This is a genomic window from Mesorhizobium sp. M0077, assembly GCF_040322955.1.
GTDB lineage: Bacteria > Pseudomonadota > Alphaproteobacteria > Rhizobiales > Rhizobiaceae > Mesorhizobium.
In genome coordinates, this window is the sequence record NZ_JAMYUL010000011.1 from 85422 (window position 1) to 110760 (window position 25339).

At 61.7% G+C, this 25339-nt stretch carries 26 protein-coding genes and 1 tRNA gene; 7 read left to right on the top strand and 20 right to left on the bottom strand.

Annotated elements, in window-relative coordinates; genetic code table 11:
* Positions 1 to 39: 39 nt before the first annotated feature.
* Positions 40 to 594 (bottom strand): hypothetical protein, encoded by a 555-nt coding sequence (locus NKJ57_RS20940; protein ID WP_352512354.1) that lies wholly within the window; start codon positions 592 to 594, stop codon positions 40 to 42.
* Positions 595 to 896: 302 nt separating this feature from the next.
* Between NKJ57_RS20940 and NKJ57_RS20945 the strand changes: the two genes are divergently transcribed.
* Complete coding sequence (locus NKJ57_RS20945; RefSeq protein ID WP_352512353.1) at positions 897 to 2576, top strand: electron transfer flavoprotein-ubiquinone oxidoreductase; 1680 nt, start codon at positions 897 to 899, stop codon at positions 2574 to 2576.
* 144 nt (positions 2577 to 2720) lie between these two features.
* Entirely contained in the window at positions 2721 to 3320 is a 600-nt protein-coding gene (locus tag NKJ57_RS20950; protein WP_352512351.1) for a DUF922 domain-containing protein, read from the top strand.
* 25 nt (positions 3321 to 3345) lie between these two features.
* Here the strand turns inward: NKJ57_RS20950 and NKJ57_RS20955 are convergent, their stop codons facing one another.
* From NKJ57_RS20955 to NKJ57_RS20975, 5 genes are all read right to left on the bottom strand, one after another.
* The gene (locus tag NKJ57_RS20955) at positions 3346 to 4359 is read right to left on the bottom strand and encodes an endonuclease/exonuclease/phosphatase family protein (protein ID WP_502902053.1); all 1014 of its coding nucleotides are present in this window, start codon (positions 4357 to 4359) and stop codon (positions 3346 to 3348) included.
* Between the two features lie 140 nt (positions 4360 to 4499).
* On the bottom strand, positions 4500 to 5960 hold the full coding sequence (locus NKJ57_RS20960) for an AMP nucleosidase (protein WP_023731828.1): 1461 nt from the start codon (positions 5958 to 5960) through the stop codon (positions 4500 to 4502).
* Between the two features lie 277 nt (positions 5961 to 6237).
* Complete coding sequence (locus NKJ57_RS20965; protein ID WP_023670200.1) at positions 6238 to 6432, bottom strand: hypothetical protein; 195 nt, start codon at positions 6430 to 6432, stop codon at positions 6238 to 6240.
* A gap of 39 nt (positions 6433 to 6471) precedes the next feature.
* Positions 6472 to 6624: a hypothetical protein gene (locus NKJ57_RS20970; RefSeq protein ID WP_023670201.1), complete on the bottom strand. Its 153-nt coding sequence runs from the start codon at positions 6622 to 6624 to the stop codon at positions 6472 to 6474.
* A 226-nt stretch (positions 6625 to 6850) separates the two neighbouring features.
* The gene (locus NKJ57_RS20975) at positions 6851 to 7192 is read right to left on the bottom strand and encodes a DUF2147 domain-containing protein (protein WP_023670202.1); all 342 of its coding nucleotides are present in this window, start codon (positions 7190 to 7192) and stop codon (positions 6851 to 6853) included.
* Between the two features lie 440 nt (positions 7193 to 7632).
* Between NKJ57_RS20975 and NKJ57_RS20980 the strand changes: the two genes are divergently transcribed.
* Both NKJ57_RS20980 and NKJ57_RS20985 read left to right on the top strand, forming a co-directional pair.
* Positions 7633 to 7899: an SEL1-like repeat protein gene (locus NKJ57_RS20980; protein WP_006199745.1), complete on the top strand. Its 267-nt coding sequence runs from the start codon at positions 7633 to 7635 to the stop codon at positions 7897 to 7899.
* Between the two features lie 386 nt (positions 7900 to 8285).
* Entirely contained in the window at positions 8286 to 9407 is a 1122-nt protein-coding gene (locus NKJ57_RS20985; protein WP_023687260.1) for an ABC transporter substrate-binding protein, read from the top strand.
* Between the two features lie 66 nt (positions 9408 to 9473).
* Here NKJ57_RS20985 and NKJ57_RS20990 read toward each other — a convergent pair whose 3' ends face one another.
* The 10 genes from NKJ57_RS20990 to NKJ57_RS21035 form a co-directional block, all read right to left on the bottom strand.
* On the bottom strand, positions 9474 to 11435 hold the full coding sequence (locus NKJ57_RS20990; protein WP_352512348.1) for an acetyl/propionyl/methylcrotonyl-CoA carboxylase subunit alpha: 1962 nt from the start codon (positions 11433 to 11435) through the stop codon (positions 9474 to 9476).
* 49 nt (positions 11436 to 11484) lie between these two features.
* Positions 11485 to 11862, bottom strand: a complete 378-nt coding sequence (locus NKJ57_RS20995; protein WP_023684512.1) for a hypothetical protein — start codon at positions 11860 to 11862, stop codon at positions 11485 to 11487.
* 45 nt (positions 11863 to 11907) lie between these two features.
* On the bottom strand, positions 11908 to 12282 hold the full coding sequence (locus NKJ57_RS21000) for a hypothetical protein (protein WP_023670207.1): 375 nt from the start codon (positions 12280 to 12282) through the stop codon (positions 11908 to 11910).
* A 120-nt stretch (positions 12283 to 12402) separates the two neighbouring features.
* Positions 12403 to 12933 (bottom strand): O-acetyl-ADP-ribose deacetylase, encoded by a 531-nt coding sequence (locus NKJ57_RS21005; RefSeq protein ID WP_352512346.1) that lies wholly within the window; start codon positions 12931 to 12933, stop codon positions 12403 to 12405.
* Positions 12934 to 14541: a carboxyl transferase domain-containing protein gene (locus NKJ57_RS21010; protein WP_023834423.1), complete on the bottom strand. Its 1608-nt coding sequence runs from the start codon at positions 14539 to 14541 to the stop codon at positions 12934 to 12936.
* 8 nt (positions 14542 to 14549) lie between these two features.
* Positions 14550 to 15455: a hypothetical protein gene (locus NKJ57_RS21015; protein ID WP_155922473.1), complete on the bottom strand. Its 906-nt coding sequence runs from the start codon at positions 15453 to 15455 to the stop codon at positions 14550 to 14552.
* A 9-nt stretch (positions 15456 to 15464) separates the two neighbouring features.
* Positions 15465 to 16628, bottom strand: a complete 1164-nt coding sequence (locus NKJ57_RS21020) for an isovaleryl-CoA dehydrogenase (protein ID WP_023709798.1) — start codon at positions 16626 to 16628, stop codon at positions 15465 to 15467.
* Positions 16597 to 17241, bottom strand: coding sequence for a TetR/AcrR family transcriptional regulator (locus NKJ57_RS21025; RefSeq protein WP_352512344.1), 645 nt, complete (start codon positions 17239 to 17241; stop codon positions 16597 to 16599). The genes NKJ57_RS21020 and NKJ57_RS21025 overlap by 32 nt, the downstream gene beginning before the upstream one ends.
* 69 nt (positions 17242 to 17310) lie before the next feature.
* Complete coding sequence (locus NKJ57_RS21030; RefSeq protein ID WP_352512342.1) at positions 17311 to 17595, bottom strand: acylphosphatase; 285 nt, start codon at positions 17593 to 17595, stop codon at positions 17311 to 17313.
* Between the two features lie 156 nt (positions 17596 to 17751).
* Positions 17752 to 18864, bottom strand: a complete 1113-nt coding sequence (locus tag NKJ57_RS21035; RefSeq protein WP_023832462.1) for a pyridoxal phosphate-dependent aminotransferase — start codon at positions 18862 to 18864, stop codon at positions 17752 to 17754.
* Between NKJ57_RS21035 and NKJ57_RS21040 the strand changes: the two genes are divergently transcribed.
* Complete coding sequence (locus tag NKJ57_RS21040; RefSeq protein WP_352512340.1) at positions 18863 to 19045, top strand: hypothetical protein; 183 nt, start codon at positions 18863 to 18865, stop codon at positions 19043 to 19045. The two genes, NKJ57_RS21035 and NKJ57_RS21040, sit on opposite strands and share 2 nt — an antisense overlap.
* 76 nt (positions 19046 to 19121) lie before the next feature.
* Here the strand turns inward: NKJ57_RS21040 and NKJ57_RS21045 are convergent, their stop codons facing one another.
* From NKJ57_RS21045 to NKJ57_RS21055, 3 genes are all read right to left on the bottom strand, one after another.
* Positions 19122 to 20297, bottom strand: a complete 1176-nt coding sequence (locus tag NKJ57_RS21045) for a porin (RefSeq protein ID WP_023743754.1) — start codon at positions 20295 to 20297, stop codon at positions 19122 to 19124.
* A 122-nt stretch (positions 20298 to 20419) separates the two neighbouring features.
* Positions 20420 to 20662 carry a GIY-YIG nuclease family protein gene (locus NKJ57_RS21050; RefSeq protein ID WP_023747471.1) on the bottom strand — a complete coding sequence of 81 codons (243 nt, stop codon included), beginning with the start codon at positions 20660 to 20662 and terminating at the stop codon, positions 20420 to 20422.
* Between the two features lie 268 nt (positions 20663 to 20930).
* Positions 20931 to 21021 (bottom strand) — tRNA-Ser (locus NKJ57_RS21055).
* Between the two features lie 464 nt (positions 21022 to 21485).
* Here NKJ57_RS21055 and NKJ57_RS21060 point away from each other — a divergent pair.
* Both NKJ57_RS21060 and NKJ57_RS21065 read left to right on the top strand, forming a co-directional pair.
* A complete protein-coding gene (locus NKJ57_RS21060) occupies positions 21486 to 22658 on the top strand; it encodes a porin (RefSeq protein WP_352512338.1) in 1173 nt (390 codons plus the stop codon).
* A gap of 288 nt (positions 22659 to 22946) precedes the next feature.
* Positions 22947 to 23975 (top strand): tyrosine-type recombinase/integrase, encoded by a 1029-nt coding sequence (locus NKJ57_RS21065; protein ID WP_502902052.1) that lies wholly within the window; start codon positions 22947 to 22949, stop codon positions 23973 to 23975.
* Between the two features lie 190 nt (positions 23976 to 24165).
* On the opposite strand, the gene NKJ57_RS21070 is transcribed toward NKJ57_RS21065, so the two are convergent.
* Positions 24166 to 25086 carry an alpha/beta fold hydrolase gene (locus NKJ57_RS21070; protein ID WP_352512337.1) on the bottom strand — a complete coding sequence of 307 codons (921 nt, stop codon included), beginning with the start codon at positions 25084 to 25086 and terminating at the stop codon, positions 24166 to 24168.
* Positions 25087 to 25339: the final 253 nt, after the last annotated feature.

A 25339-nucleotide genomic window follows, 5' to 3' on the forward strand; every position in this document is an offset into this window, starting at 1 on the left:
CGAAGGGCATTTCGTGGCGATTTTCACGGCGTCTGCCGCTTACCCCGTAGGAATCCGCGGATCCTGAACCAGATAGAACGTCCAGCGCGGCGTGTAGTCGGTGATCAGAAACTCGAAGCGTCCCCTCTTCAGCGGGTCGATCTGTCCACTCTTGAACAAGAGCCGGTCATAGGGTTCGAAATCGCGGTCGAAATCGGCGTACGCGCTCGACAGGATGTTGTCGGGCGTCTTGTTGCGCTGGTCGAAGGACAGGCCGTCGCCGAACACGCTCGGCTGGTTGAGTATCTCCTGCAGCTCGAACTGGAATTCGACCCAGGCCTGGCCGCTGTTGTTGAGCACCTCGATACGCATGTACAGGATGCCGTTGGCGAATTCGCCGTTGGTGCTGAACGGCTGGATCGGTTTGGTGGTGCGGATGGTGAGCGTCACCGGCGTCGACGAATTCAGCTCCTCGGAGATGACCAATGGATCTTCCTTGGTGCCGGTGCCCGAGGCGCCGGTGATGTGGAAACCGCCAAGCTCGTCGGGAAAGGAATAGGCGCCGGTCGCCCACACCTTCACCGGCTCGGCATGAGTGCGAACCGGCGTAAGCATTGAAAGGGCGAGAAGGATCGCTCGGCAGGTCCGGCCGGGCGGAAGGGGGAAGCGCGTCAATGAATAGCCGGACGGCGTGCGCATGGAAATAAGTATGGCCGATAAGAGAGCCGTCGAACAATTAAAATATGGGACGCTGAGCGCGGCCGCGCGCAAAACGCTTGCGGCAGAGTTGTTATCCGCGACTTTTTGTCGAAATCGGCATTGTCACGTCAGCGCCGGTTTCCTGTCGCGGATTGATGCGCTATGCAGCGCAGGAGCCAGCAAAATGCCGGAAACGGTCGGCCAGTGCGGAGGGGTTGATGAGCGAGATCGAACGCGAGAGCATGGAATTCGACGTGGTCATCGTCGGGGCCGGCCCGGCGGGCCTTGCCGCAGCGATCCGTCTTAAGCAGGTCAATCCCGAGCTTTCCGTCGTGGTGTTGGAAAAGGGCGGCGAGGTTGGCGCCCATATTCTGTCAGGCGCCGTCGTCGATCCCATAGGCATCGACCGCCTGTTGCCGGGCTGGCGCGAGGAAGATGGCCACCCCTTCAAGACGCCGGTTACGGCCGACGATTTCCTGGTGCTCGGCCCCGCCGGCTCGTTCCGTCTGCCCAATATCCTGATGCCGCCGCTGATGAACAATCACGGCAACTACATCGTCTCGCTCGGCAATGTCTGCCGCTGGCTGGCAACCAAGGCTGAAGCGCTAGGCGTCGAAATCTATCCGGGCTTTGCTGCCGCCAGCCTCGTCTACAACGATGCCGGCGCGGTCACGGGCGTCATCACCGGCGACATGGGCGTCGAAAAAGACGGCACACATGGCCCAGGCTTTGCGCCGGGCATGGCGCTGATGGGCAAATACGTGCTGATCGGCGAAGGCGCGCGCGGTTCGCTGTCCAAGCAGCTGATCGCAAAATACAAACTGTCCGACGGGCGTGAGCCCGGCAAGTACGGCATCGGCCTCAAGGAGCTGTGGCAGGTCAAGCCCGAGAACCACCAGCCGGGCCTGGTGCAGCACTCCTTCGGCTGGCCGCTCGACCTGAAGACAGGCGGCGGCTCCTTCCTCTACCACCTGGAGGACAACCAGGTCGCGGTCGGCTTCGTCCTGCATCTCAACTACAAGAATCCCTGGCTGTCGCCCTTCGAGGAATTCCAACGGTTCAAGACGCATCCGGCGATATCGCGCACCTTCGAGGGCGCCAAGCGCATCGGCTACGGCGCGCGCGCCATTACCGAAGGCGGCTGGCAGTCGGTGCCGAAACTCTCCTTCCCCGGCGGCGTGCTGATGGGGTGTGCGGCGGGCTTCGTCAACGTGCCGCGCATCAAGGGTTCGCACAATGCGGTGCTGTCCGGCATGCTGGCGGCCGAGCATGTCGCGCAAGCGATCGGCTCCGGCCGCGCCAATGACGAGCTGTCGTCTTATGAGGACGCCTGGCGCGCGACCGATATCGGCAAGGATTTGAAGAAGGTCCGCAACGTCAAGCCGCTCTGGTCGCGCTTCGGCACCATTATCGGCGTCGGCCTCGGTGGTCTCGACATGTGGCTGAACACGCTGTTCGGCTTCTCGCCCTTCGGCACGCTGAAACATGGCAAGGCCGATTACGCCACGCTTGATCCCGCGGCCAAGCACAAGAAGATCGCCTATCCCAAAGCGGACGGCGTGCTGACCTTCGACCGCCTGTCCTCGGTGTTCCTGTCCAACACCAATCACGAGGAAAACGAGCCGGTGCATCTCATCGTCGGCGACATGGAGTTGCAGAAGCGTTCCGAGCATGATGTCTTTGCCGGGCCTTCGACCCGCTATTGCCCGGCCGGTGTTTACGAATGGGTCGACAAGGACGGCAACGCCGCCGCCGATCCGTCTGCCAAGGATGTGCGCTTCGTCATCAACGCGCAGAACTGCGTGCACTGCAAGACCTGCGACATCAAGGATCCCAACCAGAACATCAACTGGGTGCCGCCACAAGGCGGCGAAGGCCCGGTCTATCAGGGCATGTGAGCCTCACCGACCGGGGCCGTCTCGACCAGCAAAAAATGGCGGCGATGGCCGGGTTTACCAAGGCATGTAAGGCGCTCGGCGCCAAAGATTGTTGAAACCGTCGTCTGCTTGTGGTCTCATTGCCGCGTCCATGGGGAAAATGGCATGCGCGTGTTGGTCTTGTTTTGCGTCGCCGCCATAAGCGCGGCCTGCGGCGTCGTCGGGACGGCGTCGGCCGGGGTGAAAACCGTCGTTAAGACGCGAACCTATGACATCACCGGCACGACAGGTGCCGGTCTGGTTATCGCCATGAACCGCAGGGGCCCCAAGCACGGTTTCATGACCCACGCCATCGCGCAGACAAGCTACACCGCCGACTGGAGCCTGGACGTGGGTCAGGTCAACGGCGTCTGCCGCCTGCGCCAGGCCAATGGAACGCTCAACATCGCCTACACCTACCCGCGCGTCGCCTCGGCCGTCACGCCGGCGCTGCGCAAACGCTGGAACCGGTTTTTCACAGGCGTTCTCGCTCATGAAGGAACCCATGGCCGTATCGCCGGGCAGATGATGCAGGCTGCCGAGCGGTCGGTTCGCGGCCTGAAATTTGCCAACGATCCGCAATGCAACAAAACGCGCGTCGAAGCCACGCGGCGCTTGCAAGCCACTTCCAAGCTCTATGAGGCAAAACAGATCGCGTTCGACGCGCGCGAGCACAGTGAAGGCGGCCATGTCGAGCGCATCATCGAGGCCTTGGTAGGCTTGTGAAACCGTAAGCCCCGTGGCGTACGATCTAGCCGCCCATGCTGGGCTGGATCAGCGACACAGTCGCGGTAGCATCCTCGTCGACCGGCTTGGTCTCGTCGCGCATCAACGAAAATTCCACCATCACCGGCAGATGGTCGGAGCCGGTCTCTTCCAGCCGCGCCGACGACAGGATGGTCACCCCGCCCTTCGAAAACACCTGGTCGATCGGCAGGCCCGCATAGCGCCGCAGGAAATCGGGCAGGGTCCGGTGGATCCAGGTCGGTCCGGCCGACGGCATCACGGTCAGTCCGCCGAGCGAGGCGACGCGTCGTACCGCGGCGCTCCACGGCACGGCATTGCAGTCGCCGGCCATGATCGCCGTCTCGCCGAGCGAGGTGAGCGTCTCGGTCAACTCGCCGATCTGCCAGTATTGTTCCTTCGGCCACGGCCAGCTCAAATGGATCGCCGCGACATCGACCGGAGTGCCGCCGAAATCGACGGTGGCGGCCGCCATCGCGCCGCGCGGTTCGCAATGCGGCTCGGTGCCGGCCGCAAAGGGTCGCCGGGACAAAAGCGCCACGCCCCACACGCCGTCGGGATGGGCGCACAGGATGCGATAGGGATAGGCGTTCTGGATATAGCCGAGTTCGGTCGCCCACATGGCCGATACTTCGTCGAGCGTGATCACGTCTGGGTTGGTCCTGGCGATCAGCGAAAGAACCTTCTTGGGTGTCGGATTGTTGAAACGCAGGTTCATCTGCAGCAGCCGGTAGACCGGTTCGTTGCCGGGCGAGGCGTCATTGGCGGCCTGCACCGGCCACAGGCGCGGCAAGGTGCTCAACGTGCTGGCGAAGGCGGCCACGGCCAGCAGCAGGCCCACGCCCGCCTGCAGGCGAAACGAGGTGGCGAGCAGCGGCAGCGCAATCAGCCCCATCAGCACGGCAAAATGGATGCGGAAATGGGCGAAGGAATCGAAGGCCGGATGCAGTGCGCCAAAGAACCCGGCTACAAGCGCGGCCGAGAGGCCGAGCATTGCCAGGAACGCCATTGAAGCCATCATCTTTCGCACGCGTGCCATCAGACCGGGGTTTGCCCATAGACCGGGTAATACATTGCCGAGGTAGCAGGCCTTTATCGGCTGAAATGCGGCCCAATCAAGATGACGAAACGCCTCGCGGCAAACATTTACGGCAAGCCGGTCTACTGAAAGGCCGTCTCCGAAAAGCTTCTCAGCTTGCGCGAATGCAACCGTTCCATCGGCATTTCCGCCAGCTTCTCCATCGCCTTGATGCCGATGGTCAGATGCTGCGCCACTTGCCGCTTGTAGAATTCGGTCGCCATGCCGGGCAGCTTCAACTCGCCATGCAGCGGCTTGTCGGAGACGCAAAGCAGCGTGCCGTAGGGCACGCGGAAGCGGAAGCCATTGGCGGCGATCGTGGCCGATTCCATATCGAGCGCGATGGCGCGCGACTGCGACAGCCGCTGCACCGGTCCGCGCTGGTCGCGCAGTTCCCAGTTGCGGTTGTCGATGGTGGCGACGGTGCCGGTGCGCATGATGCGCTTGAGATCGTAGCCGGAAAGTCCGGTGACTTCGGCGACCGCCTCCTGCAGCGCCACCTGGATCTCGGCCAGCGGCGGTATCGGCACCCACACCGGCAGGTCATCGTCCAGCACATGGTCTTCCCGGACATAGGCATGCGCCAGCACATAGTCGCCCAGCGCCTGAGTGTTGCGCAGGCCGGCGCAATGGCCGAGCATCAGCCATGCATGTGGCCGCAGCACCGCGACATGGTCGGTGATCGTCTTGGCGTTGGACGGGCCGACGCCGATGTTGACCATGGTGATGCCGCCATGGTTCGGCTTCTTCAGATGATAGGCTGGCATCTGAGGCAGGCGCGGCGCCGCCACGCCTTCGCTGGGCGCGTTTTGCCCTGCCTTGGTGATGACATTGCCCGGTTCGACGAATTCGGTATAGCCGTGGCCGCCTTCAGCCATCTGGGCCCGCGCGCGGGCGACGAACTCGTCGATGTAGAACTGGTAGTTGGTGAACAGCACGAAGTTCTGGAAATGCTGCGGGCTGGTCGCCGTGTAGTGCGTCATGCGGTGCAGCGAATAGTCGATGCGCTGCGCCGTGAACGGCGCCAGCGGCCTTGGTTCGCCGAACGCGACCTCGAAGGTGCCGTTGGCGATCTGGTCGTCGGTGCCGTCGAGATCCGGCACGTCGAACAGGTCGCGGATCGGCCGTTTGATGCGGTCGGCGGCGGCGCCATCGACATGGGTTCCTTCAAGGAACGCGAAATGCAGCGGGATCGGCGTGGTCGATTCCGAAACCGTTACCGGCACGCCGTGATTGCGCATGATCAGGCGAAGCTGCTCTACGAGATAGCGTTCGAACAGCACCGGCTGGGTGATGGTGGTCGAGAAATGCCCGGGGGTCGGCATGTGGCCGTAGGCCTGGCGCGAGTCGATCTGGGTGAACGAATTGGTGGTGACGCCGATCTCCGGGTAGAAGGCGCGGTAGCGCTTGCTTTCGTCGCCGCCGGCGGCAAGCGTGGCAAAGGAGTCGCGCAGAAACTTGGTGTTGCGGTCGTAGAGCACCTGCAAGGCGGCCACGGCCTTTTTGGCGTCGTCGAAGCTCTGCTTGCCGAAAGGCTCCGGCATGACGACCGATTCGATAGCTTGTGGGTAGATTCGCTTTTCCATGGCTCAATATAGAGACTTGAGGCCGCACTTGGGAGGGGAGGGTGGCCGCCAAGTGGTCGATTTATTCGTCCACGCCCAAGGTGTGCTGAGATTCAGGTAACGCTGAGCCGGAGTCGAGGACGGGCGCGAAGCGACCAAACTGGCTGGCTTCGAGAACCGGAGCGGAGCGTACTCGAAGCATGTGAGCACCAAGGCCGCCACTTGCAGGCCGGCATCACCTTAATACCGGCACACCTTACCCGCGCTGCAGACTGACCAGCAAGACAAAGCCGACGCCATGCTTCTTCGTCGCCGGCGCGTCGATCGTCGTGTCGGCATTGGCCCGCATCATTGGCATGGCCAGGACCGGCGCCGACAGCACGACCAGGACGAGCGCCGCCCGCGGCAGGAGCCGAAGGGTCTGGAGGGCGTTGATGGCGATGCGGTTCATGGCTTTTGCTTTTCTGTTTGGATCTATGTCTTTGTCGTCTCAGGGGCGAAAATGGTTCATGCAATCGAATTGGCAGGAACTGGCTGCATCCCAGGAACGGGCCGGACGGCCGGATTCGGCCACGAGGATGGCGAAGAGCATCCCGAACAGGCTCATCAACAGGCAGACGATGGTGAAGCGGCGAGCGAGCATTTGCGGAGTGTCTCCTTGAACACGCCATCAAAATGCCCTGATGCGACTGAACCGGCGCTGATGCCGACGTTCATCTGCGGTTCAAAGTGATTGACGATGTTTTAGGGAGAGCATCGGTTCGGGTTTGCGCCGCCGCAAACGGCACGGTCGTCGCTATGGCGCGGACCGTCCTGCAAAAGAAAACGGGGCCTGTGAAGGCCCCGTTGGTCAACTCAAAGCAGCAAGATCAGAGCTTGTGCCAGGTCTGGCTCTTGCAGATCAGCCCGCCGAGCACGCAGCCGCTCATCTTGAGCGAGGTGCCCGACAGTGTTGCCTTGCCCGAATAGGTCTTGTCGTTTGCCGGATCGGTGATGTTGCCGGCATATTTGTTGCCCCCGGCCGCCTTGAGCGAACCGATGGTCTTCCCGGCATATTTGCCGGTCTTCAGGGTGATGGAGAATGAACCGCTGCCGCCGATAACTGCTGTGTCGCCGGCTTGTGTCTTCCAATTGCCTTCGATCGGATCGGCCCAGGCCGCACCAGCCATCATCACGGTGGCCGCCAGGGCCAAGCTCACTTTGCGAAACATATCTGTCCTCCCTGGTGTTAGGTGGGGCAGCCGCCTCTCTGCCCCTTACGCAAACGTAAGCTAATCCAGCTCCCGGCAAAACAAAAGCGGGTGCCGCGACGGAAGGTTTCGCAATTTTCATGCGGGGTCGGGAGAGCGCAGCCCGTGAAAATGAAACGATCGAGGCGTTGGCTTTGGTTTGCGTGGTTAGCAGAGTGTTGATCGGCGTCTTGCAAATTTTCGTCAAATCGATCGAAAAACGGCGGGATTGCTGACTTTGTATCCTTAACGAATTTCCGCGTTTACCTCTTGTTTTAGCTTTGTTTTCTCCAAATTAAGCACGCCATTTAACGACGGATTCAAGGCTCGGCCTCATTCTCGGAAGCATCGAAAGAGCGGCTCCCCGGGGAACACCGGGGGACAGAAGAGGCCCGCTCTCGGGAGCCAGACAGGGGACTAAAATGGCACGTTTTGAAATGCTTGAAGCCGGCTTCGGCGCCATGGGGGCAACTGCCCAGGCCGACATTCTTTTCGAACTGGGCATGATGTATGCGACCGGCCGCGATTGCGAGACCGATGTCGTTGCCGCCCACAAATGGTTCAACATCGCCGCCATCAAGGGCTCGGTCCGCGCCGCGGAACTGCGCTCGGAACTGTCGGCCGCAATGTCCAAGGTCGAGATCGCCAAGGCGCTGCGCGAAGCCCGCGAATGGATGACGATGCACTGAGATCGCGAGCAGATTATCGCAGGCAGATTATCGAAAACAGGGAAGCCCCGGGATCAAGACCGCAAAGACGGTCGGAACCGGTGAAACGACAAGGCCGCGACAAGACGGCCGACCATGAAAGAACAAGAACGCGGCAGGCGGGCACGGTCCAGTCGTGCACAATGGGGACGGCGGGCAGGTTTTCGTGGCGCGGGGGCGCATGGGGACTGCTACGAGCAAAAAGCCACGACCGGCCGGAACAGGCTGGCGTGGCTTTTTGCGTTGATGAGGCCCAATCGAGCGGCGCCGATGCGCCTAGACAGGCCCAATGAAGGATGAAATTGTCCCGCCTTCGGAAAGAAGCGCGGCCAGAGCGGCTGCGCGAGTGTGGGAGGAGTTCTATCACCATGAAAAAAACGGGTATTTTGAGCGCGGCCGTATTTGGCCTGATGATGAGCGCGCCGGTTGCCTTTGCCGATGACATCACCATTTCGGTGGTCGGCCCGATGACCGGACAGCTCGCCACGATCGGCGATCAGTTCAAGCAGGGCGCAACGGCAGCCGCCGATGCGATCAACGCCGCCGGCGGTGTCAACGGCTCGATGATCAAGCTCGACATCGAGGACGACCAGTGCGATCCCAAGCAGGCGGTTTCGGTGGCCAACCGGATCGTTGCCAACAGCGTCAAGTTTATTGACGGCCATGCCTGTTCAGGTTCGAGCATCCCGGCTTCCGCCGTCTACGCCGAGGCCGGCGCGCTGATGATGAGCCCGGCCTCTTCAAATCCCGAGCTGACCGATGCCGCCGCCAAGGCCGGCTGGCCGACGATCATGCGTCTCTATACGCGTGACGACGCGCAGGGCGCCTTCATCGGCCCGTGGATCGCCAAGAAATATGCCGGCAAGAATGTCGTTATCCTGCATGACAAGAGCGCCTACGGTCAGGGCGTTGCCGATGCCGTGAAGGCGACGATGAATGCCGGTGGCCTCAAGGAGATCGACTATGAAGGCATCAATGCCGGCGAGAAGGATTATTCGGCTCTCGTCACCAAGCTGAAGGACCTCAAGGCCGACGTTGTCTATTTCGGCGGCTATCACCCGGAAGCCGGGCTTATCCTGCGTCAGTCGGCCGAGCAGAGCGTCAAGTTCCAGCTGATCATGCCGGACTCGATCGCCTCGCCGGAATTCTGGCAGGTCGCCGGCCCCGCCGGTGAAGGCACCCTGTTCGTCTTCCCGTCGGACCCGCAGGCCAAGCCGGAAGCCAAGGAGGCCATCGCCAAGATCAAGGCGGGCGGCTTCGTGCCGGAAGGCTTTACGCTGTTCTCCTACGCCGTCGTTCAGGCGTTTGCAGAGGGCGTCAAGCGCGCCGGAACGGACGATCCGGTCAAGGTAGCCGAAGCGCTGAAGAACGGCACGCCGTTCAGCACCGTGGTCGGCGACGTGACCTTCGACGAGAAGGGCGATCTGAAGAACGCCAGCTACGACATCAACCAGTGGCACGACGGCAAATACGCACCGATCGCGCAGTAAGCGGCCGCGTACTCATGGCAATGGCCGGGCTTGTCCCGGCCATTTTTCATTCAAGCCTCCAGCCGGCTATGCAGCCTCTTCAACGAAGCGCACCAGCACCGTTCCGTCGGTGACCTGCGCGCCCTCGGTGGCGATCTCGGCGATCACGCCGTCATGGCTGGCCGCGATCGTGTGCTCCATCTTCATCGCTTCCAGGATCAGTAGCGGCTGGCCCTTGATCACCCTTTCGCCCTTTGCCGCGCGCACCAGCTTGACCAGGCCCGGCATCGGCGCGCGCAGGCTGCCGGAAGCGGCGGCCGCCTCGTCGGTTCGCGCCAGCGGATCCGGGACGAGGAAACTGTAGCCGACGGCGCCTTCGAACACGGTGACGTGGCCTGGCCAGCGGGCAAGGCGAAGGGCGGCGCGAAGATCATGCGAATTGACGCTGTCATAGGGCGCGTCCAGCGCCACCTCGAAGCGCCCGTCCGGCCGCACTGAAACACGCGCCAGTATATCGTCCTCGCCATGGCGCAGGCGCGTGCGGCGCGCAACGCTGTGGAAATGCGCATAGCCGGCAAGTGACGACCACGGATCGTTCGACGGCGGCAAGGCACCGGCGCCCGCCGCGGCAAGGGCCGCCGCGGCAACGATCTCGCTGCGCGGCAGGGCGACCGCGGTCAGCGCTTTCTGATGCCTGCCGATCAGGCCGGTATCGACATCACCGGCCGAAAAATCGGCGTCCGCGGCAAGTGCCGCGAGAAAGGCGGTGTTGACGGTCGAGCCGGCAATCTCGGTCTGCGACAACGCAGTGCCGAGCGCATCGAGTGCCGCCTGCCTGTCCTTGGCGTGGACGACCAGCTTGGCGATCATCGGATCGTAGAAGGGCGAGATCGCATCGCCCGCCCGCACGCCGGTCTCGATGCGCATGCTGGCGCCTTCGGGCGCGTTGTCGGGAAACGCCAGGTGATGCAGCGTGCCGGTCGCCGGCAGAAACCCTTTCGCCGCGTCCTCGGCATAGATGCGCGCCTCGAAGGCGTGGCCGGAAAGCGTGATTTCGCTCTGCGTCTTCGGCAGCTTTTCGCCGGCGGCTACCCGCAACTGCCACTCGACCAGGTCGGTGCCGGTGACCATTTCGGTGACGGGATGCTCGACCTGCAGGCGGGTGTTCATTTCCATGAACCAGAAGCGGTCGGCCTTCAGCCCTTGCGAGGCATCGACGATGAATTCGATGGTGCCGGCGCCGGAATAGCTGATCGCCTTGGCGGCCTTGACCGCCGCTTCCGTCATCGCCTCGCGCAGCGCCGGCGTCATGCCGGGCGCCGGCGCTTCCTCGATCACCTTCTGGTGGCGGCGCTGCGCCGAGCAGTCGCGCTCGTAGAGATGCACGGCATTGCCAAAATTGTCGCCGAATACCTGGACCTCGATGTGGCGCGGCTTGTCGACATATTTTTCGACCAGCACGCGGTCGTCGCCGAACGCGGCCTTGGCCTCGCGCCGTGCGCCCGACAGCGCCTCGGAGAAATCGTCGGGATGTTCGACCCGGCGCATGCCCTTGCCGCCACCGCCGGCGCGCGCCTTGATCAGAACGGGATAGCCGATCTCACGCGCCTTGGACGCCAGCAGCACGATCTCCTGCGCCTCGCCATGATAGCCCGGCACCACCGGCACGCCGGCCTTTTCCATCAGCCGCTTGGCCGCGTCCTTCAGCCCCATGGCGCGGATCGAGGCGGCCGACGGGCCGATGAATGTGAGCCCTGCTGCTGTCACCTGGTCGACGAAATCAGGGTTTTCCGAGAGAAAACCGTAGCCGGGGTGGATTGCTTGCGCGCCGGTCGCCAGCGCCGCCGCAACAATCCTGTCGCCGCGCAGATAGCTTTCACCGACGGGCGAAGCGCCGATATGCACCGCCTCGTCGGCCATTTCGACATGCAGGGCCTTGGCGTCCGCGTCGGAATAGACGGCAACGGTGCGCACTCCCATCTTCCTGGCCGTGCGTATCACCCGGCAGGCGATCTCGCCGCGATTGGCGATCAGGATCTTGGCGAACATGGAGCCTCCCGGGTTTGTCTCGGGCGGCGCCGGTCTAGCAGGAATGAGCCTATTTCGAAGCCGCGATTTTGCAGCCGCCGCTCGCGGTCTGAACCTTCCACTTTTTCAGGCCAACCTGACAGCTTCGCAACGCCAACTCTTCCGCGGCCTTCTGAGATGGCGCGTTCAGCCGCGCACCGCAGATGATGTAAAGATCGTCGACGCGGGAGTAGAATGTGGTCGCGTAGGCCGAGTGGCCACTCGCCGCGACATAGGCGTTGTACGACTTCGTGCAGGGCTCCTTTGGATTCAGTGACAACGGAGGCCAGAATCGGGTGTCTCCCTTGCTGCCCGCCAGCGATCCAGCCGCCCCGATACCGGGTGCCGTAAATACGAGCAGGCCGGCAAGCATCGATACAGTAATTCGTTTGATGCGTGTCGATTTCATCTTGCGCCGCCCATTTGAAAAATGCCCAAGCCGATGCTTGTCGGCCTACTTCGATGCCGCAACTTCGCAGCCCGCACCTGTAATGACCTTGTAATGGCTGCGGGCGGACTCGCAGGATTTCATCGCCCGTTCTTCGGCAGCCTTCTGTGACGGTGCATTCAAGCCCGAGCCGCAGATGATGTACAACGAACGGATCCGGGCATAGGGCGTGGTCGCATAGGCCGAATGGCCGCCGGCGGCCACATAGGCGTTGTAAGCCATGGTGCACTGGTCTTTCGGGCTTTTCGGCAAATACGGATAGAAATGGATGTCGCCTTTGCTTCCCGCCAGCGATGCCGCGGCGCCAACGCCGGGTACCGCAAATATAAGCAAGACTGCAAGTACCGACGCAGTCGTTTTTCCCGAATATTTCGGCCTCATCTTTACCCCATCCCCGTTGCCCAATGCGGGATGAACAATAGCGTCTATTCTCCAGTGCCGCCAGCCTGCTCACCGAAAATTTCTTTTGCGTAGGTGGATGAACCATCTTATCCATGCAGACTAGCATCCTTCAATGGCAGCAACGGCTTGTCGGTATAGTTGAGCTGTTGGCTCGTCGAAGCAGCAGAAAATAACTGTTTCGGGCGTTGAGTTCTGTCCGACGAAGGTACCTGCGATGCCAACGGCAATCTGCGTCGCCTCATTTTTCGGATAACGGTAGATGCCGGTGGAGATCGCCGGAAATGCCACGGTCCGGCAATCCCTGGCGGCGGCGATTTCGGGCGACCTGATATAGCAGGAGGCGAGCAGCCCGGCTTCGCCTTTGCCGCCGCCTTGCCAGACAGGTCCGACCGTGTGGATGATGTAACGTGCCGGCAGGTGATAGCCCTTGGTAAGCTTTGCTTCGCCGACCTTGCAGCCGTTCAGCATCCGGCATTCGAATTCGAGCTCCGGGCCTGCGGCGCGGTGAATGGCGCCGTCGACGCCGCCGCCGCCCAGCAGCGAGGAATTGGCGGCGTTGACGATGGCATCGACCGCAAGCCTGGTGATGTCGCCGGTGTGGACATGTATCCGTTCGCCGAACTTGCTCATCTACATCCTGAACACGCCGAACTTCGTTTCTTCGATGTCGGCGTTGAGCGCGGCCGAAAGGCTGAGCGCGAGCACTTCGCGCGTTTTCCCCGGATCGATGATGCCGTCGTCCCACAGCCGCGCCGAGGAGTAGAGCGGGTGGCCCTCATGCTCGTATTTCATCAGGATCGGCTTCTTGAATTTCGCTTCCTCGTCCGCGCTCCACTCACCGCCCTTGCGCTCGATGCCCTCGCGCTTGACCACCGCCAGCACGGTCGCCGCCTGTTCGCCGCCCATCACCGAAATGCGCGCGTTCGGCCACATCCACAGGAAGCGCGGCGAGTAGGCGCGGCCGCACATGCCGTAATTGCCGGCGCCGAACGACCCGCCGATGATCATCGTCACCTTCGGCACCTTGGCGGTGGCAACCGCCATCACCAGCTTGGCGCCGTCCTTGGCGATGCCGCCGGCCTCGTACTTTCGCCCGACCATGAAGCCGGTGATGTTCTGCAGGAAGATCAGCGGGATCTTGCGCTGGCAGCACAGTTCGATGAAATGCGCGCCCTTCACAGCACTTTCGGAAAACAGCACGCCATTGTTGGCGATGATGCCGACCGGCATGCCCTGAAGATGGGCAAAGCCGGTGACCAGCGTGGTGCCGTAATTCTGCTTGAACTCGTCGAACTCGGAGCCGTCGACGACGCGCGCGATCACCTCGCGCACATCATAGGGCTGGCGCAGATCCGTCGGCACGATGCCGTAGAGTTCCTGCGCGTCATGAAGCGGCGGCATGGGTTTCTGTAAGGTCAAGCTTACAGTCTTGCGCCGGTTGAGGTTTTTGACGATGCGCCGGCAGATGGCCAGCGCATGTTCGTCGTCCAGCGCATAGTGGTCGGCGACACCGGACAGCCTGGTGTGCACGTCGGCGCCGCCAAGCTCCTCGGCGCTGACATCTTCGCCCGTAGCCGCCTTCACCAGCGGCGGGCCGCCGAGAAAAATGGTCGCCTGGTTGCGCACCATGATCGTCTCGTCCGACATTGCCGGCACATAGGCGCCGCCCGCAGTACATGAGCCCATGACGCAGGCGATCTGCGGAATGCCGGCCGCCGACATGTTGGCCTGGTTGTAGAAGATGCGGCCGAAATGCTCGCGATCGGGAAACACCTCGTCCTGATTGGGCAGGTTGGCGCCGCCGCTGTCGACCAGATAGACGCAAGGCAGATTGTTTTGCAGCGCGATCTCCTGTGCGCGCAAATGCTTCTTCACCGTGAGCGGATAATAGGTGCCGCCCTTCACCGTGGCGTCGTTGACCACGACCATCACCTCGGTGCCTTCGACACGGCCGACGCCGGCGATGAGGCCGGCCGAGGAAATCTCCTCGCCATACATGGACCATGCCGCGAACTGGCCGATCTCGAGGAAAGGCGAGCCGGTGTCGAGCAATTGCGCCAGCCGCTCGCGCGGCAACAGCTTGCCGCGCGAAACATGACGCTCGCGCGCCTCCTCCGAGCCACCGCGCTCGACGGTTGCCGCCTTGTCCGCAATGTCGGCAACCAGCGCCCGCATGCGCTCGGCATTGGCGAGGTAGGTTTCGGAGGAGGGCGAGATCTGGGTTTGGAGTACGGCCACATCGGTTCCTATTGCTCTGCCACGACTTGCAGCTTGCCGTCACGGCGCTCGAAAATGTACTCGGAGAGAAGATCAGGTTCGGTCTTGAAAACCTTGTCGATAAATGAGCGAGCAAACTGAACCGCATTGGGAAGCCGCTTGTCTACAACGACGATGGCATCGCGTTTTGGAATGGCTATGAAAACGCCGTTGGGGAATTGCGGTCCAAGCGTGGCCCAGAATTTTTCGGTCAGGAGGAGAGCGGGTGAGATGGCCTCATCCCCTTCGACGGTGAAGATCGATATCCCGTCGAGGATACGCTCCTGCTTGACCTTCGTAATCTGCTTGTTGATGTTTTCCAGAGCAAGCTGGCGAAGCTGTGCGAGTGAGCGGTCTCCAACATCGTCAAGCCGGACGCTGGCGAGCGAGTCCTCATTGTCGATCTGGTAAAGGATCACGACGTCACCCGCCAAGGTTTCAAACGCCGGTCCTTTGTCGGGCTCTGTGCCATCGCCTTTGAAAGCGTCGAGATGTTCGCGCGGTCGAATGTTGGCAATCAGTAGATCGGCCTGGAAGCCGCTTTCGCTATCGCTGAGCACGAGCGTGGTTAGAAAACGTTCGATTTCGGTTTCCGCCTCTCCCGCCGGCAGGTCGCGAATGCGGCCTAGCAGGTTCGTAACGTCCACCTGAAGATGAATATCCTTGCCGGTAGAACCGACCCTGGTTACGTCAAGACGCGCCGGATCGGCGGGGTTGGGAATTGCTTGCTTGACTCGGCTGTCAGCCTTCAGGCGGGAAATGACTTCAACCCGCAGTGCTGCAACATCTCGAAATTGCGGCATATCTGAAGAGGCGGCATTCGCAAATCCCGACAATGGGATCAATGCGACGATAGTCCGTGCTAATACTCCAAGGTATTTTGGCAAACCAGGCATTGAAATCGCTCACACCCCTTCCGCCATGATCTCGCGCCCGATCAGCCAGCGGCGAATCTCGCTGGTGCCGGCGCCGATTTCGTAGAGCTTGGCGTCGCGCAACAGCCGGCCGGTCGGATACTCGTTGGTATAGCCGTTGCCGCCAAGCAGCTGGATGGCGTCGAGCGCCATCAGCGTCGCTTTTTCGGCGGCAAACAGCACGCAGCCGGCGGCATCCTTGCGTGTCGTCTGGCCGCGATCGCAGGCAGCCGCGACAGCATAAACGTACGCGCGCGCGGCGTTCATCGTCGAATACATGTCGGCGAGCTTGCCCTGCACGAGCTGGAACTCGCCGATCGGCTGGCCGAACTGCTTGCGCTCATGCACATAGGGGATCGCCACGTCGAGACAGGCCGCCATGAGCCCGAGCGGGCCGCCGGCGAGCACGGTGCGCTCGTAGTCGAGGCCCGACATCAGGACCTCGACGCCGCGGCCCTCCTCATGCAGCACATTGTCATAGGGCACCTCGACATTGTCGAACACCAGTTCGCCGGTGTTGGAGCCGCGCATGCCGAGCTTGTCGAGCTTTGGCGATGCCGAGAAGCCGGCCATGGTCTTTTCGACGATGAAGGCGGTGATGCCGTGCGATTTCCGCTCCGGATCGGTCTTGGCATAGACCACCAGCGTTTCAGCGTCGGGGCCGTTGGTGATCCACATTTTCGAGCCGTTGAGCACATAGCGGTCGTTGCGCTTTTCGGCGCGCAGCTTGAGCGAGACGACGTCGGAGCCGGCGCCCGATTCCGACATGGCCAGCGCACCTGCCCTTTCGCCCGAGCACAATGCCGGCAGGAATTTCTCCTTCTGCGCAGGCGTCGCCCAGCGGTTGATCTGGTTGACGCAGAGGTTCGAATGGGCGCCGTAGGAAAGGCCGACCGAGCCCGAGGCGCGCGAAATCTCTTCCACCGCAATGACATGGGCGAGGTAGCCCATGCCGCTACCGCCGAAATCGGGATCGGCGGTGATTCCAAGCAGGCCGAGCGCGCCGAGTTCTTTCCACAGATGCGCGGGGAACTGGTTGCTGCGGTCGATCTCGGCGGCGATCGGCGCTATTTTCTCCTGGGCAAAGCGGCGCACCAGATCGCGCAGCGCCTCGATGTCCTCGTCATGCCCGAAGCTGAGTGTGTTCGTGTACATGCCGTTCCTCCCCGATTTCGATCTTCGCGCCAACCAGGCGCATTGTCATTGAAAGATATGTCGCCGTGACTTTAGCCATCGACAGCCGCTCGCCCGGCCGGAACCAGACGATGACGCCGGTCATCATCTGGATCAGGGCCATGGCAGTGAGCCCCGTGTCATCGACACTGAAGGCGCCGGCCTCCGCGCCGTCGCGCAGGATGGCGCGCAACTCCTTCTCATAGGCGGTGCGCATGCGCAGTATCTGCGTCAGCCGGTCATGCGACAGGCTGCGCAATTCCATGTTCGAGACATGGGTGGAGTGGCGGCGCTCGATGTGGAAAGCGATGTGGTTTTCGACATAGGCGGCAAGCCGCGTTGCCGGATCGGCAGCGTCGGGGCGTGCGGCGTCCCACGCTTCGATCAGCCCTTCCATATGTTCGCGCATCAGCGTGAACAGCAGGTCTTCCTTGGTCGGAAAATAGCGGTAGAGCGCGGCGGCCTGGACGCCGACCTCGGCGGCAAGCTGCCGCATCGACATTGCCTCGTAGCCGAAGCGGGCGATCAGGCTGACCGCAGCCTCCCGGACGGCCGCTTCAGTTTTTTCGCCGTCGGATCCCGTTGTGCGTGCCATGAACGTCTCCCGATACCTAGTAATAAAACGAACGTTCAATTAATTCAAGCGGCAATAAAGTGGTTCCGTCTAGACGATGATCCGAAAGTCGATGGGCGCGTCGAGGAGTTCGAATTCCTCGGTCTCCACCTTCGAAACCGAAGCTCCCCTTGGCTCTTGCCGGAGCTGTTCGATCATTGTGGAAACCCCAGCATCGGCACCGGCAATCCAGGCCGTCACGGTGCCGTCTCGTTCATTGCGTACCCAACCTACGAGGCCAAGCCCTGTCGCTTCGCCTCGCGCCCACATCCGGTAGCCGACGCCTTGCACCTTGCCATGCACACGCGCCTGCACTGCCCTTTGCCGGTTATCCATCGTTGCCTCCCATGCACAGAAACTGGCGCGGAATCGGACGAAAGCAACAGGCTTGAGTGTCGGATTGCTGCTGGATCGACGGAGTCGGGGTCGCGGCTGATTCTGTTTTGGCCTTGGCGGCCTCGGCAGGCTCTGTTGCGATGGCAATTGGCGGGGCTAGTTTCCCCGCGCAGCGGCGAGTGCGCCGGGCAGTTCCTCGGCAAAGATGTCGAGTTCATGATCGAGGCCGACGCTGACCCTTATGCAACGTTCGAGCCTTGGCGCCATCGGCTTGCGGATGAAAACGTCGCGCGACAAAAGGTTTTGCAGCACTTTCAGCGCGAAGGCGCCGTCCTGGCCGCAGTCGATGGTGACGAAATTGGTCGCCGATGGCAGCGGCTTCAGCCCGTTCGTCTCCGCAATCCCGGCTATACGTGTGCGGCCGGCAGCAACTCGCGCCACCACGCTGTGCAGCCAGTCCTGGTCGGCCAGCGCCTCGACGCCGGCGATCTGCGCCATGCGGCTGACGCCGTAATGGTTGCGGATCTTCTCGAAATCGCGGATCACCTCAGCCTCGGCCACCGCGTAGCCGCAGCGTATGCCGGCCAGCCCGTATGCCTTGGAGAAGGTGCGCATGCGGATGACGTTGGGCCGCGCGACATCGATCGGCGGCAGCGCCGAGGCCGGCCCCAATTCGCCATAGGCCTCGTCGAGCACCAGCATGGTGGTTTCCGGCAACGCTTCGACGAAGCGGGTGATATCTCCTGCTTCCCACCAGCTGCCCATCGGATTGTCCGGATTGGAGAGATAGACCAGCGGCGCCTTCTCCTTGATGACTGCCTTGAGCAGGCCGTCCAGGCTTTCCTTGTCGTTCTCGTAAGGCACCGTGACCAGCCGGCCGCCGACGCCGGCAATGTGGAAGTTGAAGGTCGGATAGGCGCCGAGCGAGGTGACCACTGCGTCGCCCGGCGCGACATACATGCGCGCCACCAGGCTGAGCAGCCCGTCTATGCCTTCGCCGACCACGACGTTTTCGGCGCCGACGCCGAGATGGCGGGCCGCAGCCTGCTTCAGATCGTAATTGTCGGGATCGCAATACATCCATTGGTCACGCGCGACGCGCTCCATACGGGCGATAACGCGCGGCGAAGGCCCGAAGCTGCTTTCATTGGCGCCGATGCGGGCGCGAAAAGCACGTCCGCGCTCGCGCTCCTGCGCTTCCGGTCCGACAAACGGCACCGTCGAGGGAAGCGCGCCGACAAGCGGCGTGAGGGCAGGGCGCTGGCGCATGGCAAAGGCTCACGAGAAGATGGGCCTTCTTGCTAGCGTGCCCGATAGGACGGCGCAAGTTCTGGCGCGGCTGGAAATAGTGGCCATGACGCCCGTGATGAAATCGGCGCGGGTGGCCACGCTCTACGGCCTGACCGCCGGTAGGCGGCAGCCTTTTGAAGGCCAGCACTGCAGCCAATGACTATGGCGACGGATGCTTCAAAAAGAAAAACCCGGCGGTTGCCCGCCGGGTTCGATTTTCAGCCAGGCTCTGCCGGTTAGAACGAGCGCTGGAAGCGGAGGAGACCGCCAATGCTGCTCTTCTTGTCGGCGTTGGTGAAGTTGGAGAAGTTGGCGTCGTCGAACTTGCCTGCGTTGAGGTAGTCGACTTCGGCCGTGACCGTGAAGCCGGGAACAACGTCGTAGGCGATGTTCGCAGCGACGCCGAGGTTCTTCCATTCGTCATACGAGACCTGAGCATTGAACGAGGTCTTCTCGTTGATGGTGTAGGTGCCACCACCCCAGAAAGCCCAGTTGCCGCCCCACTGCTTGTAGAAGCCGCGGCCGCCAGCGTCGATCGCATAGCTCGAGTCCGTCAAATTGTCGTCGGTGCCGTAGCCGCCCATGATGAAGAGCGACAGGTTCTGCATCGGGGTGATGTCCAAACGAACTTTGCCGGCGACTTCTTCGTAGTTGCTGTCATAAGCGACGACGCCGGTGATGGCGCCCCAGCCCTGCGTGTACTTCACGCCGCCGACGACATGCGGAACGTAGCTGTCGATGGTGCCAACGGTTCCGGAGCCTTCTTCGAGAGAGACCACGGCCGAGAAGCCGTTGCCCGCATCGAAGTAGTACTGGACGACGTTGGTATCGAAATCGCCGTAGGGAACGAGCGTATCCTGGAGGACGTTGCCGGCGTAGCCGATGAACGTGTCGAAGGCCGATTCGTCCTTACCGACGCGCAGGCCACCGAGCTGGATCCAGGCGAAGTTCAGCGAAACGTTCTTGTTGCCGGCAGGGTTGGAGTTGAACTCGTCTGCTTCGGTCGTCGGATCGTCTGCCGAGGGGTAGCCGTTGCGGTTGCCGAAGTTGAAGCGGGTCTCGGTGTAGGTCTTCAAGGTGCCGAGTTCGGTTTCCTGGCCGGTCCAGGTCTTCAGCGTGAAACGGGCGTTCTTGTAGAAGGTATCCTGCTCGTCGCCATCCTTATGGTCGAAGGACCTCGCACCATCGAACGAACCCACGTCGCCGGCACCGATGTCGTAACGGACATAGCCGCCGATGCGCAGGCAGGTTTCGGTGCCGGGAATGTAGAAGTAGCCGGCGCCGTAGACGTCGCAAATCTTGACGTATTCAGCCGGTTCCGGCTCGGCGACGACGACGGCGTCGGCGGCACGCGCACCGGAAACTGCGATCAGGGCCGCAGCGGAGCCGAGGAGAAGGCTCTTAATGTTCATTTTCTGACCTCCAGTCAGAATCGAACAAGACAGTGAAGCCGGCGACAGGCGTTTTCGCTGTAATCAGTTGTTTTTGTTGAGGTCTATTGAAAAATGGAACTTTGCTGCGGTTCATGCGGCCATCACCACAGGCGCTTGTTTGCGGAAGCATGCCCTGAACCGGATTTGAGATAGCGCTCGAATGAAGCTGCCTTGCCCTGGTTCGAAAAGGCCATATAGGTGACGATCCGCCACGGCAGAAACTTGGATGTATGGCTGGATTTCCCCGCATTGTGCTCGACAAGCCGTCGTTTCAGGTCCGTCGTTATGCCGATATAGCGTTCGCGTTCGGCAGCCGCACTCTCCAGAAGATACACATACCACATGAGCTGCTCTCCTTTGCCGGGCGTCGAAGGGCATCCTCTCCGCCATCCTGCTTCGCGCTGAGGTGGGCTTGTCCTGCGAAGCTCGAAGAGCGAAGCAGGACTGCCAATCGAATTTTGCAAGGGATTGTCTGGGCTTACGCTGTGCGGCACGTAGCACACCACACGGTCCGGCCCTTCTACGCCAAGGCTTCGGAGGGCATCCTCTCCGCCATCCTGCTTCGCGCTGAGGGTTGGGCTTGTCCTGCGAAGCTCGAAGAGCGAAGCAGGATGGCGGAGAGGATGGGATTCGAACCCACGAGAAGCTTTTGACCTCTACTCCCTTAGCAGGGGAGCGCCTTCGACCACTCGGCCACCTCTCCGTTGCGCCGCTGGATAGAGAAAAGCGCCGGCACAATCAACAAGCCGGCGCGATAATCGTTGAAAAATCCGCATTCGGCCGCAGCGGCGCCTTTTGCATGCGGCGATTCTACGGCAGTTCCCTGGCTGGCGAGTCGGCGACATGGCCGCAATTCTGGCCGGCCATCGCCGGATTCGGCCGCATTGCGCGGCGCTGGATAAGGCTTGCGGGCCCTTCGATAGTTAATGAGAGCTTTCTGACTGAGGCCAAATCGTGTCATTTGTGCAACAACGCATGGGGATAGCGCCCGCATAGCCCTTTCGCCGGTACGATCGTGGTTGAACGCCGCCGCCTCATGGGTAATGTCGATTTCGAAGGAGCGGCGCGGTGCGCATCTTTTTCGGTAGTGGGGATGGGGCAGGGAACGCTGTCCTTCAGCAAAGAATACCCAGACCCGTTTTTTAACTTTTGACTGGAGGTCAGAAAATGAACATTAAGAGCCTTCTCCTCGGCTCCGCTGCGGCCCTGATCGCAGTTTCCGGTGCGCGCGCCGCCGACGCCGTCGTCGTCGCCGAGCCGGAACCGGCTGAATACGTCAAGATTTGCGACGTTTACGGCTCGGGCTACTTCTACATTCCCGGCACCGAAACCTGCCTGCGCATCGGCGGCTATGTCCGCTACGATATCGGCGCCGGCGACGTCGGCGCATTCACGGGTGCGGAGTCGCTCGACCACGAAGATGGTGACGCGCAGGACACCTGGTACAAGAATGCCCGCGCCACCTTCAAGACCTGGACCGGCCAGGAAACCGAACTTGGCACCTTGAAGACCTACACCGAGACCCGCTTCAACTTCGGCAACAACAATCGGTACGCCACCAACATCGCTGATGATCCGGCCACACCCCTCGTCGATGAAACCGCTTTCGATAGCAATCCGGCCGGCATGAAGAGCGTTTCGCTGAACTTCGCCTGGATCCAGCTCGGTGGCTTGCGCGTTGGTAAGGACGAATCGGCCTTCAATACGTTCATCGGCTATGCCGGCAACGTCATCCAGGATACGCTGGTCCCTTACGGCGGCTTCGACACCAACGTCATCCAGTACTACTTCGATGCGGGCAACGGCTTCTCCGCCGTCCTCTCGCTCGAAGAAGGCGCCGGCGTCGTCGGCACCATCGACAGCTATGTTCCGCATGTCGTCGGCGGTCTGAAGTACACGCAGGGCTGGGGCGCCATCACCGGCGTCATTGCTTACGACAGCAACTACGAAGAAGTCGCTGGCAAGGTTCGTTTGGACATCACCCCGATGCAGAACCTGTCGCTGTTTATCATTGGCGGCTATGGCACCGACGACAATCTGTCGGATCCGACCTGGGCAATCCCGGCCGGCGGCCGCGGCTTCTACAAGCAGTGGGGCGGCAACTGGGCAGTCTGGGGTGGTGGCACCTACACCATCAACGAGAAGACCTCGTTCAACGTCCAGCTTTCGTATGACGAGGACAAGAACTTCGGCGCCGCGGCGAACATCGCCTATGACGTCGTCCCCGGCCTCACGGTCACGGCCGAAGTCGACTACATCAACGTTGGCGACTCCGATTGGACCGATGCACGGGACGACGACGCCATCGGCGGCATGCTCCGCTTCCAGCGCTCGTTCTAAGGGCTGGTTCTATACAGGTGAATACCAGCCCGGGCGCTTCGACGCCCGGGCTGTTTTTGTTTCGTGACTGGACAAGACAAGCAGAAGGAACAGGGGGAATCGGCAGCTGAACAGTCCGTAGGGTGAGTTCGTGGGATCCGCTGATGGGCGGATGAATTCACAACTGCGTGATTAAATCTCTTGAAAGGACGCTTCCAAGCGGGTAGGTCTGACTCTATCCACTCGGGGGTGTGGCAATTTATGACCATCGAAGCGATACAAGAGGGCGACCCCTCCGAGCATTTCTCAATGTTCTCTTCTCAAACTGCGAAGATAAAATACAGCTACAACAAGATCAGAGAAGTAAGGTCGCACCGGGTCGGAGAGCTTTTTTCAGCGTACCGAGACATACTCTGGGATGATGGGCGACATAAATACAATGTCAGCTCCTTCATCGGCGAAATAGACGAGATTCTCCTCGGAGAACGGTTCAGCGCCTTTGACCAGAGCACCCTTGATAATCTTATCGGCACCTTGCGCCAGCGCGGCAACAGCAATGCAACCATCAATCGAAAGATGGCTGCCCTCAGCAAACTGCTGCGCAAGGCTTACAAGATGGGGGATATCCACAGCCTGCCCGAGTTCCGCCGCCAGAAGGAGCGGGCGGGACGGATTCGTTTCCTCGAAAGGGACGAAGAAGCAAGGCTGTTCGCCGCCATCAGGACCCGCAGCGAGGATGCCTACCGTCTTTCGTGCTTTCTCGTGGACACCGGATGCCGTCTCGGCGAGGCGCTCGGGCTGATCTGGAACGACATCCAGGAACATCGCGTCTCGTTCTGGATCACCAAATCCGGCCGCAGCCGCACCATCCCGATGACCGAGCGGGTCAAGGAGGTCATCAAACTGCCCCCGTCAGAGGGCCGCCGGCCCAAGGGCCCGTTCACCAAGCTCAGCCAGGCACAGTTTCGCGCCATCTGGAACGATGCCAAGGCTGAAGTCGGTCTCGGCGCCGACGACCAGGTGGTGCCGCACATCTTGCGCCATACCTGCGCGTCACGTCTGGTCCAGGGCGGCATCGACATCCGCCGCGTGCAGATGTGGCTCGGCCATCAGACACTTTCGATGACCATGCGCTATGCGCATCTGGCCACCAACGATCTCGACGGCTGCGTTGTCGTGCTGGAAACACCCGGCGGCGAAGGGCTGGCTGGCGGCGCGCAAAGCTCGGCCTTCGCATCGCCGCTGACCACACCTTCAGCGCCGGCGCCCGCAAAAAAGGGCGAAACAACCGCAGCGAAAGCGGCCAAGGCGCCCCGGAAAAGCTCGAAAGCCAAATAGCTTGTCCCTTCTCCCCGTGAACGGGGAGAAGGTGCCGGTCCACCCTCCGCAGCTGCAGCCCAGTTGCTGCGGAGGACGGGGAGGCGGATGAGGGGCGGCGCCAACCTCGAAGATTGGTCGCTGCCAGTGTAGCTGGGAGTGAGAATTTTCTGCGTCGAAGCGAATCTATATTCTGCTGACAATCCCAAGGTCAGATTTGATCTTGGGTTACTTTATCCGACCCAAAACTTTCCGCTTCATCCAGGAAGGCCGCGATAGCGCCCGGCAGGTTGCCTGTCTCCAGGAAGGGGGCATGGCCCTGGCCCCCGACGGTGATCGCTTCCATGCCGGGATGACGCTTTTGCATCTCGTCGAGTGTGTCGGCCGACAAGAGTTTCGAGTTGGCGCCGCGAATGGCAAGCAAAGGTATCGCCGCCAGCGCCTCGAACTGCGGCCACAGATCCGGCAACGGCTTGCTGAGGTCGAGGCCCGCCACCGTCTCGACCAGCCGCGGGTCGAAATCCGGCAGCAGGAGACCTTCGCCCGTCTCGCGGTAGAGGGCCGACACCATCCGCTCCCAATCCGCCTCGGTCAGAGCGGGAAAATCGCCGCCATGCGCCGCGCGTTGCCCATCGATCGCCTCAGCGCGGCTCTTCGGTTTCGGTGCCGGGTCGAGATAGGTTTCGATATAGGCGAGCCCCGCGGCCTCGATCACCGGTCCGATGTCGTTCAGCACGATGGCTTTCAGCGCGGCGGGCCGCAGCGCGCCGAGCACGTGGATGATCAGCCCGCCGCGCGAGGTGCCGATAAAGGCCGCTTCCTCGACGTTCAGAGCGGCCAGTCCGGCGAGGACATCGCCGGCTTCGATGCCGATAGTGTAGTGGCTGATATCAGGATCGTAAGCGGACTGGCCGCGGCCACGGTAGTCGAAGGCGATGACCTTGCGCGGATTGTCGGTTCGCTGCGACAGATAAAGCGCCAGCTCATGGAAATCGCGCGCGTTGCGGGTCAGGCCGGGCAGGCAAACGACCTGCCAGTCTGCCGAATTGGTCTCGCCATAGACGCGGGCGTGAAGCTTGAGCCCGTCCGGCGCGGTGTAGAAAAAGTCGGAGAAGCCGTCGGTGCTCGACATATTAAAAGGACTCCCTGGCCGGATTGTCTCCGTCTGCTACAGGCGAGGGTGGGAGCGGTCAAATCGAGGGTTGTCGGCAAGCTGACACTCTTGGAAATGTCGGAGGGACAGCGCCCCCTTCTGTCCTGCCGGACATCTCCCCCCACGAGGCACCCACGAGGGGGGAGATTGGCGGTTCAGGCGCTACGCCCTTCCTTCGACGTTGGAGATTGGCGAAATCGGCAATGACAGCTGATCTCCCCACTCGTGGGGG

Excerpts from the sequence above, each read along its gene's own strand:
- NKJ57_RS21040 (WP_352512340.1), top strand. The coding sequence starts at position 18,863 with ATGGCAAAGGCTCACGAGAAGATGGGCCTTCTTGCTAGCGTGCCCGAT.
- NKJ57_RS21070 (WP_352512337.1), bottom strand. The coding sequence starts at position 25,086 with ATGTCGAGCACCGACGGCTTCTCCGACTTTTTCTACACCGCGCCGGAC.
- NKJ57_RS20945 (WP_352512353.1), top strand. The coding sequence starts at position 897 with ATGAGCGAGATCGAACGCGAGAGCATGGAATTCGACGTGGTCATCGTC.
- NKJ57_RS20970 (WP_023670201.1), bottom strand. The coding sequence starts at position 6,624 with ATGCTCGCTCGCCGCTTCACCATCGTCTGCCTGTTGATGAGCCTGTTC.
- NKJ57_RS21025 (WP_352512344.1), bottom strand. The coding sequence starts at position 17,241 with ATGGCACGCACAACGGGATCCGACGGCGAAAAAACTGAAGCGGCCGTC.
- NKJ57_RS20960 (WP_023731828.1), bottom strand. The coding sequence starts at position 5,960 with ATGCCGGAGCCTTTCGGCAAGCAGAGCTTCGACGACGCCAAAAAGGCC.
- NKJ57_RS20955 (WP_502902053.1), bottom strand. The coding sequence starts at position 4,359 with ATGATGGCTTCAATGGCGTTCCTGGCAATGCTCGGCCTCTCGGCCGCG.
- NKJ57_RS20940 (WP_352512354.1), bottom strand. The coding sequence starts at position 594 with ATGCTTACGCCGGTTCGCACTCATGCCGAGCCGGTGAAGGTGTGGGCG.
- NKJ57_RS20980 (WP_006199745.1), top strand. The coding sequence starts at position 7,633 with ATGGCACGTTTTGAAATGCTTGAAGCCGGCTTCGGCGCCATGGGGGCA.
- NKJ57_RS20990 (WP_352512348.1), bottom strand. The coding sequence starts at position 11,435 with ATGTTCGCCAAGATCCTGATCGCCAATCGCGGCGAGATCGCCTGCCGG.
- NKJ57_RS20985 (WP_023687260.1), top strand. The coding sequence starts at position 8,286 with ATGAAAAAAACGGGTATTTTGAGCGCGGCCGTATTTGGCCTGATGATG.
- NKJ57_RS21035 (WP_023832462.1), bottom strand. The coding sequence starts at position 18,864 with ATGCGCCAGCGCCCTGCCCTCACGCCGCTTGTCGGCGCGCTTCCCTCG.
- NKJ57_RS21030 (WP_352512342.1), bottom strand. The coding sequence starts at position 17,595 with ATGGATAACCGGCAAAGGGCAGTGCAGGCGCGTGTGCATGGCAAGGTG.
- NKJ57_RS20995 (WP_023684512.1), bottom strand. The coding sequence starts at position 11,862 with ATGAAATCGACACGCATCAAACGAATTACTGTATCGATGCTTGCCGGC.
- NKJ57_RS21060 (WP_352512338.1), top strand. The coding sequence starts at position 21,486 with ATGAACATTAAGAGCCTTCTCCTCGGCTCCGCTGCGGCCCTGATCGCA.
- NKJ57_RS21020 (WP_023709798.1), bottom strand. The coding sequence starts at position 16,628 with ATGTACACGAACACACTCAGCTTCGGGCATGACGAGGACATCGAGGCG.
- NKJ57_RS21015 (WP_155922473.1), bottom strand. The coding sequence starts at position 15,455 with ATGCCTGGTTTGCCAAAATACCTTGGAGTATTAGCACGGACTATCGTC.
- NKJ57_RS20950 (WP_352512351.1), top strand. The coding sequence starts at position 2,721 with ATGCGCGTGTTGGTCTTGTTTTGCGTCGCCGCCATAAGCGCGGCCTGC.
- NKJ57_RS20965 (WP_023670200.1), bottom strand. The coding sequence starts at position 6,432 with ATGAACCGCATCGCCATCAACGCCCTCCAGACCCTTCGGCTCCTGCCG.
- NKJ57_RS21050 (WP_023747471.1), bottom strand. The coding sequence starts at position 20,662 with ATGTGGTATGTGTATCTTCTGGAGAGTGCGGCTGCCGAACGCGAACGC.
- NKJ57_RS21065 (WP_502902052.1), top strand. The coding sequence starts at position 22,947 with ATGTTCTCTTCTCAAACTGCGAAGATAAAATACAGCTACAACAAGATC.
- NKJ57_RS20975 (WP_023670202.1), bottom strand. The coding sequence starts at position 7,192 with ATGTTTCGCAAAGTGAGCTTGGCCCTGGCGGCCACCGTGATGATGGCT.
- NKJ57_RS21005 (WP_352512346.1), bottom strand. The coding sequence starts at position 12,933 with ATGAGCAAGTTCGGCGAACGGATACATGTCCACACCGGCGACATCACC.
- NKJ57_RS21000 (WP_023670207.1), bottom strand. The coding sequence starts at position 12,282 with ATGAGGCCGAAATATTCGGGAAAAACGACTGCGTCGGTACTTGCAGTC.
- NKJ57_RS21045 (WP_023743754.1), bottom strand. The coding sequence starts at position 20,297 with ATGAACATTAAGAGCCTTCTCCTCGGCTCCGCTGCGGCCCTGATCGCA.